Origin of the sequence: Microbulbifer variabilis (assembly GCF_023716485.1) — a bacterium.
Lineage (GTDB): Bacteria > Pseudomonadota > Gammaproteobacteria > Pseudomonadales > Cellvibrionaceae > Microbulbifer > Microbulbifer variabilis_B.
Genome location: NZ_CP092418.1, coordinates 964,881 through 981,449 on the forward strand (window position 1 = coordinate 964,881; position 16,569 = coordinate 981,449).

Sequence of the window (16,569 nt, forward strand, 5' to 3'; positions counted from 1 at the left end):
TGCATCAGGTTTTTAATGAAAATATAATAGGAAGATTTTTTTGTTATTAAGGTTGTTTAATTAATATTCCTTATGATTAAGGTTGTGTGTTAAATATAAATTTTAGAGACAATTAAAAGAAAGAGTTTGCAGCAAGATGTCTATCAATAATCTGAAAATGGGTATTGCTTCAGAAACAAAACTATATATTGATAAAAATATATTTAGCAGGAATCAGACGGACTACAACAAGCTGAAGAAATTATTTTTGGAAAGAAAATATGAAGCCAATAGTTTTTCTGATGTGGATCTAGATGTTTTAAATTTCGACTGGAACAGTGTTAAATGTGACCGCAATTGGTGGTGGCAATTGCAGGCATTACCATTTCTGAATTGGTATATTAATAGTTATAAGGTACAAACCAAAGAGGAAAGATTAGAATATTTTTCTTTATGTCTTAAAGCAATTTTATGTTGGATAAACAATGGGAAAGACAACAAAGATTCTCCATTAGTTTGGCACGATCATGCATCGGCTTTTCGACTTAAAAACTTAGTTAACTGGTTTATATTTTGTCAAGTTGCAGAGTTACCAGTTGGTGCTGATGTTAAAGTGAATTGGTTAGAAGATCTAGTTTTTGAGCATCTTGACTGGTTGCAAGATGATAAGAATTACTCCATTCATACCAATCATGGATTTGATCAGGCTATGATTGGACTAACAGTAAGCTTAATGTTCACACATGATAATTTTGAGTCCTATCGTAGGATTAATCGTGAGCGTTTAGAAAATGAGGTGACTTTTGCTTTCACTGTTGAGGGTGTTCATAAAGAGAATAGTCCTGGCTATCAGAAAGCAATGCTCGGAAGATTAAGGCAGCTAACTTCTCTATCAGTGTTTGGAGAAGATAAAGTAACGAAATTAGGGGAGCACTACATAGCGAAGGCAGAGTCCTTTCTTAAAGCAATAACCTTACCTAATGGTTATCTCCCGATAATTGGAGATACTCGAAGTGAGGACAAAGGGCTGGTTGATGATGAAATTCCTGAAGAGGGATATAGAGTCTACGACTATTCCTCTTCAGGTTACCTAATAGTTAAGGGTAAAATCAAAAAGAAGCACTCGTTCACCCTGATATTTAAATGCTGCCATGACTCTAATTACCATCGTCATGATGATGATCTGATGATTTATCTTAATGTAGATGGTGAGACACTTTTAGGTGATGGTGGACTTGGTTTACATGATGAAAAAAACCCTAAAAGAAAATACCTAAGATCCGTTCATGCTCACACAATGCCAGTCATTAATCGTCCATTCATCCGAGAAAGGTCAAAGTTGTCTTTACCTCCGAAGTTAATCCATGAGACAAATAAAAAAGTGCTGAGTGGTATAAGCTATGGATATGGTATTAAGGTTATGAGGGAAATTGATTACTCTAACCTAAATAACGGGTTATTGATTGTGAGGGATGAATGCGATGACCAAGATTTATCCTCTAACTGGATCATTGGTGATCGTGATATAACTTTATCAAACAAGGGAGTCAAGATTGAATTTACTAATTTCAGACTGGTTATTAGCTCTGACCAGTCGGAGTCAAAAAGAATAATGCGTGGTTGGTCTTCAAATGAATTGAGTACCAACTCAATTTTCTCAAAAAAATATGGCCAATTTTCTAAATGCAATAGAGTGCTGCTTGGTGGTTTGGATAAAAGTCTAGAAGTTAGATTGAAAATCGAGTAGTTCAAAAAGTAGAATTATTTTATATAAAAACAATGCTATGGCAAAAAAATATTTGAGTAGAGTTGAAGTGTATTTTTAGCAATATTTAATGCTGTGCTTTTACCTAAATATAATTTGAGAAATTTCAGATGTCGACTAAAAAGCAAAAAAAAATATCAAAAAACTTGGCTAAAAAGCCAGCTATCAACTCTCTAGCCCAGAGTTCAATTTTTTGGCGACCGGATTATCTTCGACCTTCAGAGTGGTTAGAGCATTTACCTTTTTTGTTTTGGCTGATTGAGGCACATCAGCCACGGAAGGCAGTTTCTTTAGGGGCCACCTCAGATGTGGCACACTTCGCACTCTGTCAAGCGATAAAACACCTTCGCCTAAAGGCTAGTTGCTATTTAAGTATCGATGTACAGAATGAAACATCTGATGGTATAAATTACGAATGTCAAGATTACAATAGCCAATATTATAATACATTCTCATATATTCTTGAAAGTTCAATGTCTGATGTTGCAAGTCAATTTTCAGATGGCAGTATTGACTTGCTACTTTTTATCCCTACGGATGAACATGATCTTGAGAGTACAGTAGCACACTGGAAATCTAAATTGTCCCCACGAAGTATTGTACTGGTGCCAGGAATCTCTAAAAAGAATCCAGGGTGTGAGACTTTCCGGATTTTTGAGTTGTTAAAAGAGGAATATACCAATTTTTCTTTATACCATGGGGAAGGGCTGGGTGTTATCTCTATAGGAGATGAGATAAGTTCGACACTGATAAATTTATTTGATCGTGACGAGAATAACTCTTCCTGGCAAGTTGTTCGCGATAACTTCGCGAGATTAGGGCAAACCTATATTGATGTACTGCAGGCGAAAAAATATCAACAAAAAGTAAAGTCCCTAGAGATAAATATTTTATCTAAAAAAGATAAATTAAAAAAATTGAGTGCAGAGTATGCAGGTGTTAACGCTGAGCTTAATTTACAAAGGAAGGAGCTTACTAATTTTAGCCAACGTATAAAACAGCGAGAGTTAGAGGTTGAACAAAATTTTAAAAATCTGGAGATTGAGAAAAATAATTTGAATTCGCAGATACGACAAAAAGACAAGGAGCTCGTTGAAAAAGATATTGCCCTTAAAGTACGTTTTGAGGAGCTGGCCACCCTCACACAGTTACTTGAGAAGATGAGGAAACAGGAAACTGAACAGCAAGAGTTGCAAAAAGACAGACATCTTAAGTCTGCAGAAAGTGTTCATAAATTAGAAAAAAATATTACTAGCCTTGAATCACAGTTAAAAACCCATGAGTCCAATTTAGAACAGATGAGGAAAGCTAAGCATGATTCAGATAAAGTAAACACAGAACTTAATTCTAGATATAAGGAAATTGAACAGGATTTAAAGCTTGTTAAAAATGAACGTGATAACCTAAACCAAGAGAAGAAATTACTCCAGGCGCAAATTCAATCTCTGAGAGATGATCTTTTAGAAGAAAAAAAATCTGTTGATGAAAGGTTTAGAGAGTTGTCTTTGTTGACAAGCCTACTTGAAGAAAAAGAACTTCAAATTAAAGAACTACGTAAAAAAAATTTAGACCCTGATGGTAAGGCTATATTAACTAATAATCTCACATTCAATGAACGTACCTTTTCAGTAGCCAAGATTTTGGGTAAAGGTTTAAAACAAAAACATAGGCAAAGAAAAGAATTACAAAAAATCATTAAATCAGGTTTTTTTAATGAAGAATGGTACCTAAGAAATTATCCTGATGTAGCATGTAATGAAGATGCAGCAAGAGATCCAGCCTTACATTACCTAAAACATGGTGCATTTGAGGGGCGTAATCCTGGCCCTGGATTTGATAGTCAATGGTACTTGGATACTAATTTAGACGTTAAAGATAGTGGCTTTAACCCATTATTACATTATATATCCATGGGCCGAAAGGAAGGGCGCGAGCCCCTACCCTATTGAATGGATTAAAAAAATGTTGAGATTGAAGCATCTTTTGCATTGGTATAAGAATAGGCGCAAAAAAAAATTTACTAATGTTAAGGATACTGTACCATGCATAGAGAACTTTGATCCTGAGTGGTATTTAAAGACCTATACTGATGTTGCTGCTTCGGGAATAGATCCTCTTTTACACTATATTAATCATGGACAATTTGAAGGTAGATTACCATATAATAATCGCGCTCTTGCTTGGGAATATCACCTGTGGCGCGGGGGGAATAAACTCTTATTACCAAGGCTGATTCGCCTTATAGATACACCGGATGCCACTAAGCTAGAGCGTCACTATGCAGCATGGGTTACCTCCCGTTGGTACGCAGTAAAAAATGACTGGCAGAAAGTGTTAAATATTTTACTGCGTTTTCATGAGAAAGGACTTTCCTATCCAGCTCATGCTGGTCCAAACTTACTTATGTTGGAGGCTGCACTTCGATGTGGACATTTGGATATTGCTCAAAATGAGCTTGACATATTAGCCCAGCGTTTTGGTGAGTGCGTTGATTTGAATCTAGCCAAATCTAATTTAGTAAGTCAATTAGATGGTACTCGGTCAAGTAGTCAGCTTAATTATCAGCGCCTGGAATTGATCAATAGTTTTCTTACTCGATACGAGTTGTGTAGATTGACCAATACTGGTGACGGTCTATTAGGCTTGGATACCATAACTCCTACTTTACCGATTACTATTGTAGGTGGGGAGTCTGATCCGAAAGTTTCGGTTATTGTACCTACTTACAACTCTGAGGATACATTGATTACAGCGTTAACATCACTATGTAATCAAACTTGGCGTAATCTAGAGGTTATAATCGTTGACGATGCGAGTACGGATGGGACTTGGCGAATACTAAATTCGTATTTAAGATGTAGTCATTTTCGTCCTGGGTTAGAGCTTCATCTAATTCGTCATCAAAAGAATCAAGGTTCTTATGGTGCTCGTAATACTGCTTTGGAGAGTGCGACAGGCGACTTGATAACCACTCACGACAGTGATGACTGGTCTCATCCTCAAAAGATAGAAATACAGGCCAAAGCTTTACTTCAATCAGAAAATGCACAAGGTTCTATTTCACATTGGGTGCGCGCTAACAACAATCTATATTTTTCTCGTTGGTTTCCAGATGAGAGTTGGGTACATCGCAATATTTCTTCATTGATGGTACGTCGCTCGGTAATAGATACTATCGGCTATTGGGACAGAGTGTCTGTAAATGCTGATACTGAATATTACTATAGGTTACTAAAGGTTTTTGGTGAGGAAGCTTTAGTTGAAGTGTTACCAAATATACCACTTAGTTTTGGCCGCATTACAAACAACTCCCTGAGTCAGAATAGTGAAACACACGTTAGCACACGTTTTGTTGGGCTTCGTAAGGATTATGAAGATGCTGCAAGGCGTTGGCACTCAGAAGCTATGGAGATGGGAGATCTTTATTTGCCGTCAAGTCCAAAGCACCGTCCATTTTTAGCACCTAAGGCTTTATGTCTTAATGTGAACAAAGTATTGAAGCCAAATCCTATGGATATCGTGCAGCAATCAGGACGTTTCAATCAATCATGGTACTTAGAGATGTACCCAGATTTGCAGAATTTATCCGAAGACCTATTCGAGCATTATTGGACCGTCGGTGCTTCAGAGGGAAGGGATCCAGGTCCAGATTTTAGTGAATCTGGTTATAGATACAAATATATGGAGTCCGGTAAAGATAATATACCAGCACTTTATCACTATTTGACAATAGGTATTGAAAGTCAATTTGAGCCTCTACCAGAGATTTCAGGGAAACAAGAATATCGACCGAAGTCTTTGAATATACTTCTGTGTGCCCATCAAGCTGGTGAGTTGTTGTACGGGGCAGAAAGAAGCTTCCTCGATGTGTTGTCTACTTTAAGCAAATTGAATGTTAATCTTATTGTAGCGCTACCAAGTGCTCTCAATAGTTTTTATGTTGGACAAATTAGGGATTATGCTTGGCGAGTGGTAATTCTTCCTTATGGCTGGTGGAAATTTGACCGGCCAGCAAACCATGTCACCTTAAGACAATTTGAGGCACTGATAACTCGATTCAATATCAAGGCAGTCTATACCAATACACTTGTACTTAATGAGCCTCTATTAGCGGCAAGAGCTCAGAAGGTACCAACCTTAGTTCATGTACGTGAATTACCACAACATGATATAGCTCTTTGCAAATTGTTAGAAACTGATGCATTGAATATTATTTCTCATGTTAAGTCACTAGCTGATATAGTGTTAGTAAACTCGGAAGCTGTTAAGAGTGAACTGGGCGCAGTTAATACGGTAGTGATACCGAATATTATAAATACAAATCAATACAAGACATCTATTGAGGCAGACAGTTCGAATGAGAGGATTGTTCGGGTAGTATTAATCAGTAGTAATTTACCCAAGAAAGGTTTATCAGATTTTGTAGATTTGGCAAGGAGACTTGAAAATAAAGCTATTCCTGCTGTCTGTATATTAATAGGTCCAGAGAATGATTATATTAAAGACTTACAAGTCAGTCAAAATCGGGGACTAATTACTAAGAACCTTAAATTCGTTGGTTATGCTACCAGCCCGCAAAAGGCCTTGGCCCAGGCTGATATTGTGGTCAATCTTTCCCACTTTCATGAGTCATTTGGTCGAACGGTATTGGAAGCTATGGCTTCTGAACTTCCTGTAGTTGCCTATCATCGTGGGGCTATACCTGAGCTTGTTCGAGATAATGACACCGGATTTTTGGTGCCTTTTGGCAATATTGATGAAGTAGCAGATAGAATTAATAAATTAGTAGTTAATAGAGAATTACGCTTACGTATGGGGAAAAGAGGTAGGCAGAGAGTGGAACAGCATTTCTGTGAGGCTGTTATGCTTCGTCAACTCAAAAGAGCTCTAGCATTAATAACAGAGCACGAACTTATACGAGAATAATTAGTATTGGTTTTTTAGAGTTAGTAAAGCGTTGTAAAAAACTAAAATATGTATCAAATTTCAATAATACCACTCTCGAATAATTGCCCGGAAGTCTTCCGGTGGTGTATGGATTATCCGCGTCGTGAACAGACCTATGATGCTGAAACTCTTTTGGGAAGTGGTTTAATTTTCCAAGGTTGGGTTCTGGCTAAAGAAGGCGCTACAGTTAGACCTTATATAAGATTGAATTCAAAGAAATATTATTTAAAGATAAATCTATCAAGGCCAGATGTCATAAGAAGAGTTTTAAATGAAGAGTCAAAGGGACATCCACGATTATATTGTGGATTTCGTGCAGCTGTACCGTTAAATAGTGATACTTGCTTTTTTGGTTTTGAAAATAATAAATGTGACTATGACACAATGCAAATTTTCATAGAAGGGAGTTTAAAGATTATTGAAGGGCATGATGGTTGGCTCTTTCTTGATAATGATACCAATCAGAGTGTCGAACAATTTACTGGAAAATTATTATTAGATTGGCGTGAAAAGCGGGCTTGGTATGATTATTTGGATTCTTTAAGTAAGTTAGCGGAGGAATATCTCTCTGCTCATTCAGTATTGATAGCACCAAGTAAAGAAATGGTGATGTCAGACTATTATCCTCATCGAAAAGGGTCAACGACCCCCGTAGAGCAAGTGGAGAAATTGGCAGATAAAAAGCATAATGTTGTGCATCCAGTGAAGAGAATGCAAGCATCAAAGGATAGAGTTTTTCGTGTATGTGATACCCACTGGACTCACAAAGGTGCACAATGTGGTTTATTAGCTGCTTTAGAAGTTCTAGGTTTGGATACCGTAGCAGTCGCGAGTTTATTTTCAGATGATAAATTTAGAGAGGTTGTTAGGGCGGGAGATTTAGGAAATAAGATATTTCCGAGGCGGACTGCTCGCGAGTTGATACCTAATGGTATTTCATATCGTCAATGGGTTCATTATGATAACCATTTACCTAATATGGGGCGGGTCCTGATTACTCAAAATAAAGAGGCCTTGGTTTCTGCCAAGTGTTTGATTTTTGGATCTTCATCTAGCTATACAATGCTGGATTATGTTTCTAGAATTTTTTCTGAAGTAATATTTGTTCATTCAGCTGGAAATATAGATGTTACTATACTCAATCAGGTACGTCCAAATTATCTACTGGCGCAAACTAATGGTCGCTTTGTTATTAGAGCACCAATAGTTGGCTATCGCCTAGAAGATGAAATTGAAAAAAAATGGGCTGGATTAAATGATAAAGAGCGTGAAGAAATAATAGTAAGTCAGGGTCAATGGATAGAAAAGTGGTCTAAAGACACTCAATTAGAATATTCTTACCCTTTAATTATATTCTTTTCTGTACAAAATACTTGACTTTAAGGCAGACAATGAAAATAAAATAATTTAAAATAGATTTTTAATTTAACTAAGACAATGAAATATATAAATGGGGCTCATATAGATGTATAAAGTAGCTAAGCGCCTAACTAATAATATTCCCCATTTAACAAGACTGGATTTACGCCCATTACTTCGCCCTTCCCAGGATATATTAACCGAGACAAATAAAAATGGTTGTATTGTTGGGAAATCAATATCAAATCTACCTCTATTTACTATAGAGCAGAATAGACTTAAAAGGGGCTGGTATATGGTTGAAGTTTTGATTGAATCAGATACAAGCTATCTTGAGACCTTTTTCACAATTCATCATCAATCAGGGCGGAAATCTAAACAGTTGAATTTATCCGTACGAAATGGACGTATGGCAAAACGATTGATTTGGTTAGCCAGAGGAGAAGAAAGTTTATCGTTTTCTCCGGCACAAAATAAATGCAATTTTATAATTAAGAGATTAACACTAGTTCGTGTTTCTAAGTTATTCGCACGCAATCGAATGCGTGCCCGGCTATCTTACAGGTCACTTTCAGTTCCATCAAGATTAACTTATCGATGGGCATATTATGATTCCACTTTCAATCCTAATGGTGTCCGAATTTCCTATAGAGAGTGGATAAAAAAAGTTGAACCAGGCCTTTGGCCTAAGCTAGACGGTTTAACTGAAGTTAGCTTTACCATTTTGATACCAGTTGACCAGTCTAGTAATTTAGATAGCATTAAAAGAACTGTATACTCTATAATATCTCAAAAATATAAGAACTGGAACCTATTCATTATCCCAATGGAATTTCTAGATCGAAAGATAATCTCTAAGATTAAGTCTCTAATTGGTTATAATGAAAAAATCAGATTGATTGATAGAGTTAATTATAGACAATCGATTGAAAAAATTTTAAATAAAGATAGCTACTATCTCATGTGCCCCCCTAGGGCGGTCCTTGCTAATAAAGCCCTTTCTTGTTTTGAATACATTTTACGTAAGAAACCAAAAGCGAAAATTATTTATTCTGATGAAGACATGCTTAATAGTGCTAGCCGAAGGTCTTCACCGAACTTCAAGTCAGCGTGGAATCCAGATTTATTCTATTCAATAAATTATATAGGTGAATTTGTTGTTTTTGCTCCTGGACTATTAGAAGCCTCTTCATTCAGTAACTTGAAGAATGAGATGGCCTGGGATTACAACTTACTTCTTCAAATACTGAAAAAAATAAAGAAACCAAATGATTCTATTTTTCATATACCAAGAATTCTCTTCCATAGGTTTAGTGATTTTAATAAAGATCTTTACCTGGAAAGTTCAAAAAAAATTCTGAAACGATATTTTAATGATAAAGGGCAAAGGAATGTTGAAGTTGAATATGAAAAAGATCAAGGTGCACTGTATGTACGTTGGCCGATTCTGAATGAAAATCCGTTGGTTTCCCTTCTAATTCCTACTCGGGATATGTTACCGATACTAAAACAATGTGTAGAAAGTATTCTCAAAAAGACTTCATATGAAAATTATGAAATATTAATTCTAGATAACCAAAGTAAAGACCCAAAGACGATAGAGTATCTAGAATACATAAAAAACTTTAATAAAGTGAGAGTTATAAAATATGACCAACCATTTAATTATTCAGCTATTAACAATTTCGGGGTGAAACATGCCCATGGAAAAATTATTGGTTTGATTAATAACGACATAGAAGTTATTTCATCGAATTGGCTAGAGGAAATGGTTGCTCATGCAAGCCGTCCAAATATAGGCTGTGTCGGGGCAAAGTTGTATTATAGTGATAATCGAATTCAACATGCTGGGGTTGTAATTGGACTTGGTGGGCTGGCAGGTCATGCGCATAAATTTTTTAAAAAAAGTGTGATGGGCTATATGAACCGATTAATTTGCACCCAAAATTTTTCTGCAGTAACAGCTGCTTGTTTATTACTACGAAAAGAAACCTATGAGAAAGTTGGAGGGTTGGATGAGAAAAATTTTGAAGTAGCCTTTAATGATGTGGATTTATGCCTGAAGGTCCAAAAAGCCGGTTTTCGTAATCTTTGGACACCTTTTGCAGAAATGTATCATCATGAATCTATTAGCCGTGGCCTTGATAACACACCAGAAAAACGTGCAAGATTTGAACGAGAAGCTACATGTTTAAAAAATCGCTGGAGAACTCATTTAGGTATAGATCCTTACTATAGCCCATTTCTTACTCATAAAAGAGAGGATTTCTCTCTCGGTTTAAATGAAGATATTAAAGCACCAATGTTCCGATAATAAGTATAATATTAATTTCAACTCATCAAGGCTGCAAGAAAATTATCTTGCAGCCATATAAATAACTTTTATTATTTTAGACCATATCTGATAGATCCTTCTATAAAAATATAATTTATTGTTTTGATGCGCGTTTAAAAACAAACTAAGGATAAACCTCATGATCCTTACTAATGATCGTTACATTAACTAAAAATCGGATTGTTAAATTAGATATGGGAACATCTACGAAGCTTGGAATATGCTTAATATATCAAATGACTTTCACGTTCTATGCTTAAACTGCTGGTGTAGATACTCTTCTTGAGATGAATCTGCTGGTACCCAACCATAGAAATCAGGCAAACTATGTTATTGAAGTTAGCGTTTGTCTTTTTTGTAAGAGCTTGTCTATGGAAAACTATCCGTTTCCAATGAACTGCCTAAAGGCAGTGTATTTGTTTACTCTATTGGGGTTTTTAATACCTGGCTGTGGCATGACTTGGCTAAGTCTCAATTGTGATTAAAGACGCTTTAAGCCAAGGTACTCAGGAGGTGCCAATTCTTACGGAGTAGCAGGATCAGGCTTCGAATAGATAGCGACATCATGGTGGAGCCTGAGGGGAAATTGAAACTCACCATCCAGTCTATCTAGACTCTCGGGATATCTTGTATGTAGGAAAGTTTAAGGGGTTTGCCATTTTTAACAGCAAGGCTATATCGATGCTTTTTTAACAGAAATTTATTGCAAGCTGTATACCATCGAAATACAAATTGCTTTTTAGGACTTTCTGAAGGACATTGTATTTCCGTTTTATGCCATACATTATCTTACAGTTTTATGTTACCTGAATGATCGTAGAACAGAATATTGTTACAATCTAGTGTAACACGGCTATTAAGTATAAATGAAATATATACAGCAAGCCATTTACAAACCAGTGTATCGATGGAAGATTCCATAAAACTATTTTACAAGAGTTCTACCAACCATCATTATATCGAAAGATTTGTCGGTCAACAGAAGGGTAAAAATTTAAACGAATGGTCTATCTATTATAATATTAATCGCACTTATCAAGCTAAAAGTGTTGTGCTGCATATTGATAGTAACAGTTGAAGATGGGCAGGCCGTTTGAAAGAAAACGTATCAACCGAATCTGACTTGACATAACACATTCTGAAGTATTGGTAATTGTCAGATAAAGTCTGACTCATTATGTTTTAAGTTTAGAGTACTTCATCAAAACTGATATAAGTATTTTTCAATGTAATTTGTTATATTTGCCCTTAGATAACCTGTATTAATAAACCTTAATAAATATTTCATTCCTAGTATACTCTATCCCGTTTGCGGGTAGCTTGAATGTAGGAAAGCTTACAATAAAAGATCATTCTAAAATGAAAAATTTATTATAAGCCTTGGCAGTCGCTATTTCCTGTTCATAACTTCTAGATATAATAAATCCACGGAAGATATATAAGGTAAGGTCTGTTATATTCTTACAGACACCAATTCAATTGAATATCAATGTAATCACAGCATTTGATTAAGAAAATAAAAATTAACATGAATGTTGAAATTAATGATATTTAACTTTTTTAAATAATTAGTGAGGATAGATTTTTTCATTAAAAAGAGCCAAAAGACGACACTATAATAGTTATGGCGCCAATTTAAAATTTTAAGTGGCATTATCAGGAATATTCGCTATATATACGTATAACTTTAGCATAACTCTAAATAATAAGAGTGTACAAGAGACTAGTCGCTAGTATATGAGCATAAAAATTCCTACATCTAATCGAACTATATGGAAGATCCAGAGAGATGTGATCTACTCACTTCTCGTTCGTGAGATGAATACAAGGTTTGGTAAGTGGCGACTGGGTTATGCTTGGATACTACTTGAGCCAGCTCTTCATATTTTAATGCTGGCAGCAATATTTAATTTCCTTGATAGGAACTTTTATCCAGGTATTCCGACAACTTTATTTATGTTGGGAGGAATTGCACCTTTTTTATTTTTTAGTCACTGCTTTTATAAAGGAATTGCTGCTGTATCATCAAATCGTGGATTATTTAACTATCGTCAGTTACGACCATTTGATGCAATTTTGAGTAGAGTATTATTAGAGTTTTTTATTTATATCTTATGCATGCTTACGCTATTAGCTTTATTATCTTGGATTGGTATTAGAGCTGAATTTGGAGATTTTCTATTACTTATTCAGGTAAATTTTTTATTTTTATGCTTTTCTTTTGGGTTATCTTTGACATTAGCGGTCATTGGTGAGAAATTACCTGAGATGTCTAAAGTTCTTCCATTGATTGTAAGACCTCTTTACTTCATTTCAGGAGTATTCTTTTCACTTGAACAAATTCCTTCAGAATATCACAGCTACCTTGTTTGGAATCCATTAGTACATATCATAGAATTAACCAGAGAAAGTTTATTTAAAAGCTATCATGGAATTTTTTCAAATTTCAAATATTTAATATATTCGTCAATAATGATGCTTGCTTTAGGTCTTCTGACATATCGTGCTTTCTGGAAAGACTTGGTGCGTAGTCAATGATTAGGCTTGAAAATCTCACAAAATCGTATAAAACAAAAAACGAAAGGAAAACACTTTTTAAAAATGTTAATGCGATCTTTCCTGAGGGCAAGAATATTGGAATTTTAGGGCGCAATGGGGTTGGTAAGTCTACGTTACTTAGAATTATGGGGGGGATTGATTATCCAGATTCCGGTAGAGTAATCACAGATAAGAGAATCTCATGGCCAGTGGGGCTCTCTGGCGGGTTCCAGGGAAGTATGACCGGTAGAGAGAATGTGGCTTTTGTTTGCGGAATTCATGGTGTATGGGGAAAAGATAAATGTAAAATTATGAATTATGTGCAAGAGTTTTCTGAAATCGGCAATTATTTTGATTTACCAATTAAAAGTTACTCCTCTGGAATGCGCGCGCGTTTAGCATTTGGCCTAAGTATCGCCCTAGAATTTGATGTTTATTTAGTTGATGAAGTTATGTCGGTTGGGGACGTACACTTTAAAAAAAAATGTGAAGATATAATTAAAGAAAAAAGAAAAAAAGCATCATTTATTATTGTGGCTCATACGACTCAAGTTTTAAAGAAAAATTGTGAGGTAGGAATCTACATTGAAAATGGTAAGGTTAGAATTTGTCAATCTATAAATGAAGCCATAAGCATTTACCAAAATAGTGTATAAATTTTCATAAATGATAAAACTTAAAGTTTAAATATGGATGTTAAAAGAGTGCTTAATAAAAACTGGTGGAGTAATAAAAAATATATTTACTTTAATTTACTTATTTCTTGGTATAAGAATATTTCTTCAAAAACAAAAAGTTTAAAAATAAAAAATAAACATAGATTACACTTACCTTGGTATTATGGCTTTACTCTGATTGTAATAGTACCCATCGTTTGTGTGAGTGGGTATTATTTATTTTGGGTAACTGATCGTTTTGTAAGTACTACACAATTAATTGTTAAAGATACAGCGTCATCTCAAGGATCGTCAACGGGGATTAGTTTTCTTATACCTAGTATAGGAGTTGATAATCAAGATACATTTTTAGTTGTAAACTATATACAGTCACTTGATATGGCCTTGTATCTGGATAGGGAATTAGGATTAAAAAATTACTATAAAAGTAATCAGTATGACGTATTTTCCCGTTTGTATTCGGATGCAACACAAGAAGAATATTTAGAATACTATAGAAATCATGTAGATGTTAGTCATGATGAGACAAATGGTATAATTTCAATAGAGATGCAAGCTTATGAACCGATCTTTGCTCGTATTCTTGTTGAGACTGTAATACAAAAATCAGAATTATTCGTTAATGCTTTGAGTAATCAACTAGCCAATAAACAAGTTGACTTCGTAAATAATGAAGTAGAACTCTCTCAAAGAAAATTGAGAAATATAAAACAAGACATCCTAGATTTTCAGAATAGTAATAATTTAGTTAGCCCCGAAGAGTTAACGAAAGGCATAAGCAGTATTATTCAAGGATTAGAGACGCGATTAGCAGAAGAGCGCGCCAAACTAACTGCCGCCAAAAGCTACTTAAATACTGATTCATCACAAATAATATCAATTCAAGCTGAAATTGGCGCCTTAGAAAATCAAATTAAAGTAGAGAAAGTTCGATTGGTTGGTATAAGTGACGAGAAAGGTGAACAGCGACTCAATACTCTAAGTGCACACTTTCAGAATCTTGAATTAGATCTACAATTTGCTACTGATGCTTACGCCGCATCACTAAAAGCTTTGGAAAGTGCAAGAATGGAAGCTTCTGGTAAGTTGAAACATCTGATAGTAATTACACGGCCTTCATTGGCAGAGGAGGCTGAGTACCCACATAAAATATATAATTTAGTAAGTTTAACGGTGATTTTATTCTTATTATATGGTGTTGGGATTATGCTGTCAGCCAGTATTCGAGATCATCGTATGTAATTTATAGGCTGAGTTTTCATTATCGAACAATATGTTGAGCTATTCAATAGCTATAAAGGAAGCCTTGTAGAATCATGATACCTATTAATAGAGTAAAGAAAAATATTTTATCCCTGATAATAACTTTACTGATCATTTTGGGTCATGGGTTGGCTTTTGCATTAGAAACCCAGTTAGTAGATGGTATAGATTCTCAGCCCACACCAAAAAATGAGATACCAATTTTTGGTCAATCTTTATTTCAGGGAACATTTAAGGACCAGCCATTCAATGGTTTCAACCCGGACTACAGAATCACGGTTGGGGATCAGATTAATCTTCAATTATGGGGCGCTTATAGTTTTAGCGCAACTTTAACTGTTGATCCAAAAGGAAACATTTTTGTACCAGAAGTAGGACCGGTTCATGTAGCTGGAGTACAAAATGGCGACTTAAATAATTTTGTGTTACGCCATGTGAAGCGTGTTTTTAAAAATAATGTACAAGCCTATGCGAACTTGGAAGCAAGTCAGCCGGTTAAAGTGTTTGTGACAGGGTATGTAAATAATCCTGGTTTATTCAATGGTTTTAGTTCGGATTCAATTCTGTATTATTTGGATAGTGCTGAAGGAATAAGTTCACAAAGTGGTAGTTTTGTCGATATAAAGATAATTCGAAGGGACAAAATAATACAGGAAATAAATTTATATAGTTTTATTGTAGATGGGATAATGCCTGCCGTACAGCTGCGAAATGGTGATGTAATAGTAGTTGGTGGAAAAAAAGGATTTGTTACGGTTAAAGGTGCAGTTCAACAGTCGGCTCAACTAGAATTTATCGGTCCTTATACACAATTAGGAGAGATGTTATTAGTTATTAAGCCAGATCCTCTTGCAAATTTTGCTCGTATTACTCAGGTAGTTGATGGAGTCAAACAAGCAAGTTACCAACCCTTAACTAATGCAATGACAACACGCCTTTACCCAGGCGCAATTGTAGAACTAGTCCGCGATAATGATATTCATTCGATTTCAGTAATTGTTTCTGGTGAATTAGATGGCCCCGCTACTTATGTGCTTCCATATGGCGCAACACTTGAAATGTTGATGACAAAATTAAAATTTCGTGAAAATGCTGATCAAAATTCTATTCAGTTATATCGAAAAAGTGTTGCTGAAAAACAACAGGTTGCATTGGATAGATCACTAGATGCTTTACAAATGGAAGTTTTAACTCGTCAACCGAAAACTGATCTTGAAAAAGATGCTCAGAAAGATAACGCTTTAATGATTCAAAATTTCATAAAAAAAGCTCGAAGAGTCATTCCAAAAGGGCAGGTAGTAATTGCTAATAACCCAGATGCTGGAAAAATGTTACTTGAAGATGGTGATGAAATAACTGTACCTCTGAAAACATCAACCATATCTATAGTTGGGGAGGTAATTTTTCCAACTTCACTTGTGTATCATAAAAAATATACATTAGAAGATTATATCGAATTAGCAGGTGGATTTGCCAATAATGCAAACCGTAACGAACTGATTATTTTACATTTAGACGGGACGATAACACGAGTTCATGATAGAGACTTTGATAATAAACTTGGAAATAGATTACGTCCTGGGGATGAAATAATGGTAATGCCAAAAATTAATTCAAGTGAACTACAGGTAACTAAAGATGTAACGGAAATTTTATATCGTATAGCAGTTGGGACTGCGGCCATACTATCATTCTGAAAAACAACA

General features: G+C 35.2%; 9 protein-coding genes. All 9 read left to right on the forward strand.

Annotated features, from left to right (window positions below):
- Positions 1 to 136 precede the first annotated feature (136 nt).
- The 9 genes from MJO52_RS04380 to MJO52_RS04420 all read left to right on the forward strand — a co-directional run bounded on the left by MJO52_RS04380 (position 137) and on the right by MJO52_RS04420 (position 16,560).
- Positions 137 to 1,726 (forward strand): heparinase II/III family protein, encoded by a 1,590-nt coding sequence (locus MJO52_RS04380; RefSeq protein WP_252084733.1) that lies wholly within the window; start codon positions 137 to 139, stop codon positions 1,724 to 1,726.
- Positions 1,727 to 1,854: 128 nt separating this feature from the next.
- Entirely contained in the window at positions 1,855 to 3,693 is a 1,839-nt protein-coding gene (locus MJO52_RS04385; protein WP_252084734.1) for a hypothetical protein, read from the forward strand.
- 13 nt (positions 3,694 to 3,706) lie between these two features.
- Positions 3,707 to 6,670, forward strand: coding sequence for a glycosyltransferase (locus MJO52_RS04390; protein ID WP_252084735.1), 2,964 nt, complete (start codon positions 3,707 to 3,709; stop codon positions 6,668 to 6,670).
- Between the two features lie 108 nt (positions 6,671 to 6,778).
- On the forward strand, positions 6,779 to 8,068 hold the full coding sequence (locus MJO52_RS04395) for a hypothetical protein (protein WP_252084736.1): 1,290 nt from the start codon (positions 6,779 to 6,781) through the stop codon (positions 8,066 to 8,068).
- A gap of 88 nt (positions 8,069 to 8,156) precedes the next feature.
- Entirely contained in the window at positions 8,157 to 10,364 is a 2,208-nt protein-coding gene (locus MJO52_RS04400; RefSeq protein ID WP_252084737.1) for a glycosyltransferase family 2 protein, read from the forward strand.
- Positions 10,365 to 12,176: 1,812 nt separating this feature from the next.
- A complete protein-coding gene (locus tag MJO52_RS04405; protein WP_252084738.1) occupies positions 12,177 to 12,923 on the forward strand; it encodes an ABC transporter permease in 747 nt (248 codons plus the stop codon).
- A complete protein-coding gene (locus MJO52_RS04410) occupies positions 12,920 to 13,579 on the forward strand; it encodes an ABC transporter ATP-binding protein (protein WP_252084739.1) in 660 nt (219 codons plus the stop codon). The genes MJO52_RS04405 and MJO52_RS04410 overlap by 4 nt, the downstream gene beginning before the upstream one ends.
- A 33-nt stretch (positions 13,580 to 13,612) precedes the next feature.
- Complete coding sequence (locus tag MJO52_RS04415; protein WP_252084740.1) at positions 13,613 to 14,842, forward strand: hypothetical protein; 1,230 nt, start codon at positions 13,613 to 13,615, stop codon at positions 14,840 to 14,842.
- A 74-nt stretch (positions 14,843 to 14,916) separates the two neighbouring features.
- Positions 14,917 to 16,560: a polysaccharide biosynthesis/export family protein gene (locus MJO52_RS04420; protein ID WP_252084741.1), complete on the forward strand. Its 1,644-nt coding sequence runs from the start codon at positions 14,917 to 14,919 to the stop codon at positions 16,558 to 16,560.
- Positions 16,561 to 16,569: the final 9 nt, after the last annotated feature.

What these genes read in the sequence shown, in the direction of transcription:
- MJO52_RS04420 (WP_252084741.1), top strand. Translation starts at nt 14,917, where the DNA reads ATGATACCTATTAATAGAGTAAAGAAAAATATTTTATCCCTGATAATA.
- MJO52_RS04415 (WP_252084740.1), top strand. Translation starts at nt 13,613, where the DNA reads ATGGATGTTAAAAGAGTGCTTAATAAAAACTGGTGGAGTAATAAAAAA.
- MJO52_RS04400 (WP_252084737.1), top strand. Translation starts at nt 8,157, where the DNA reads ATGTATAAAGTAGCTAAGCGCCTAACTAATAATATTCCCCATTTAACA.
- MJO52_RS04395 (WP_252084736.1), top strand. Translation starts at nt 6,779, where the DNA reads ATGGATTATCCGCGTCGTGAACAGACCTATGATGCTGAAACTCTTTTG.
- MJO52_RS04390 (WP_252084735.1), top strand. Translation starts at nt 3,707, where the DNA reads ATGTTGAGATTGAAGCATCTTTTGCATTGGTATAAGAATAGGCGCAAA.
- MJO52_RS04385 (WP_252084734.1), top strand. Translation starts at nt 1,855, where the DNA reads ATGTCGACTAAAAAGCAAAAAAAAATATCAAAAAACTTGGCTAAAAAG.
- MJO52_RS04380 (WP_252084733.1), top strand. Translation starts at nt 137, where the DNA reads ATGTCTATCAATAATCTGAAAATGGGTATTGCTTCAGAAACAAAACTA.
- MJO52_RS04410 (WP_252084739.1), top strand. Translation starts at nt 12,920, where the DNA reads ATGATTAGGCTTGAAAATCTCACAAAATCGTATAAAACAAAAAACGAA.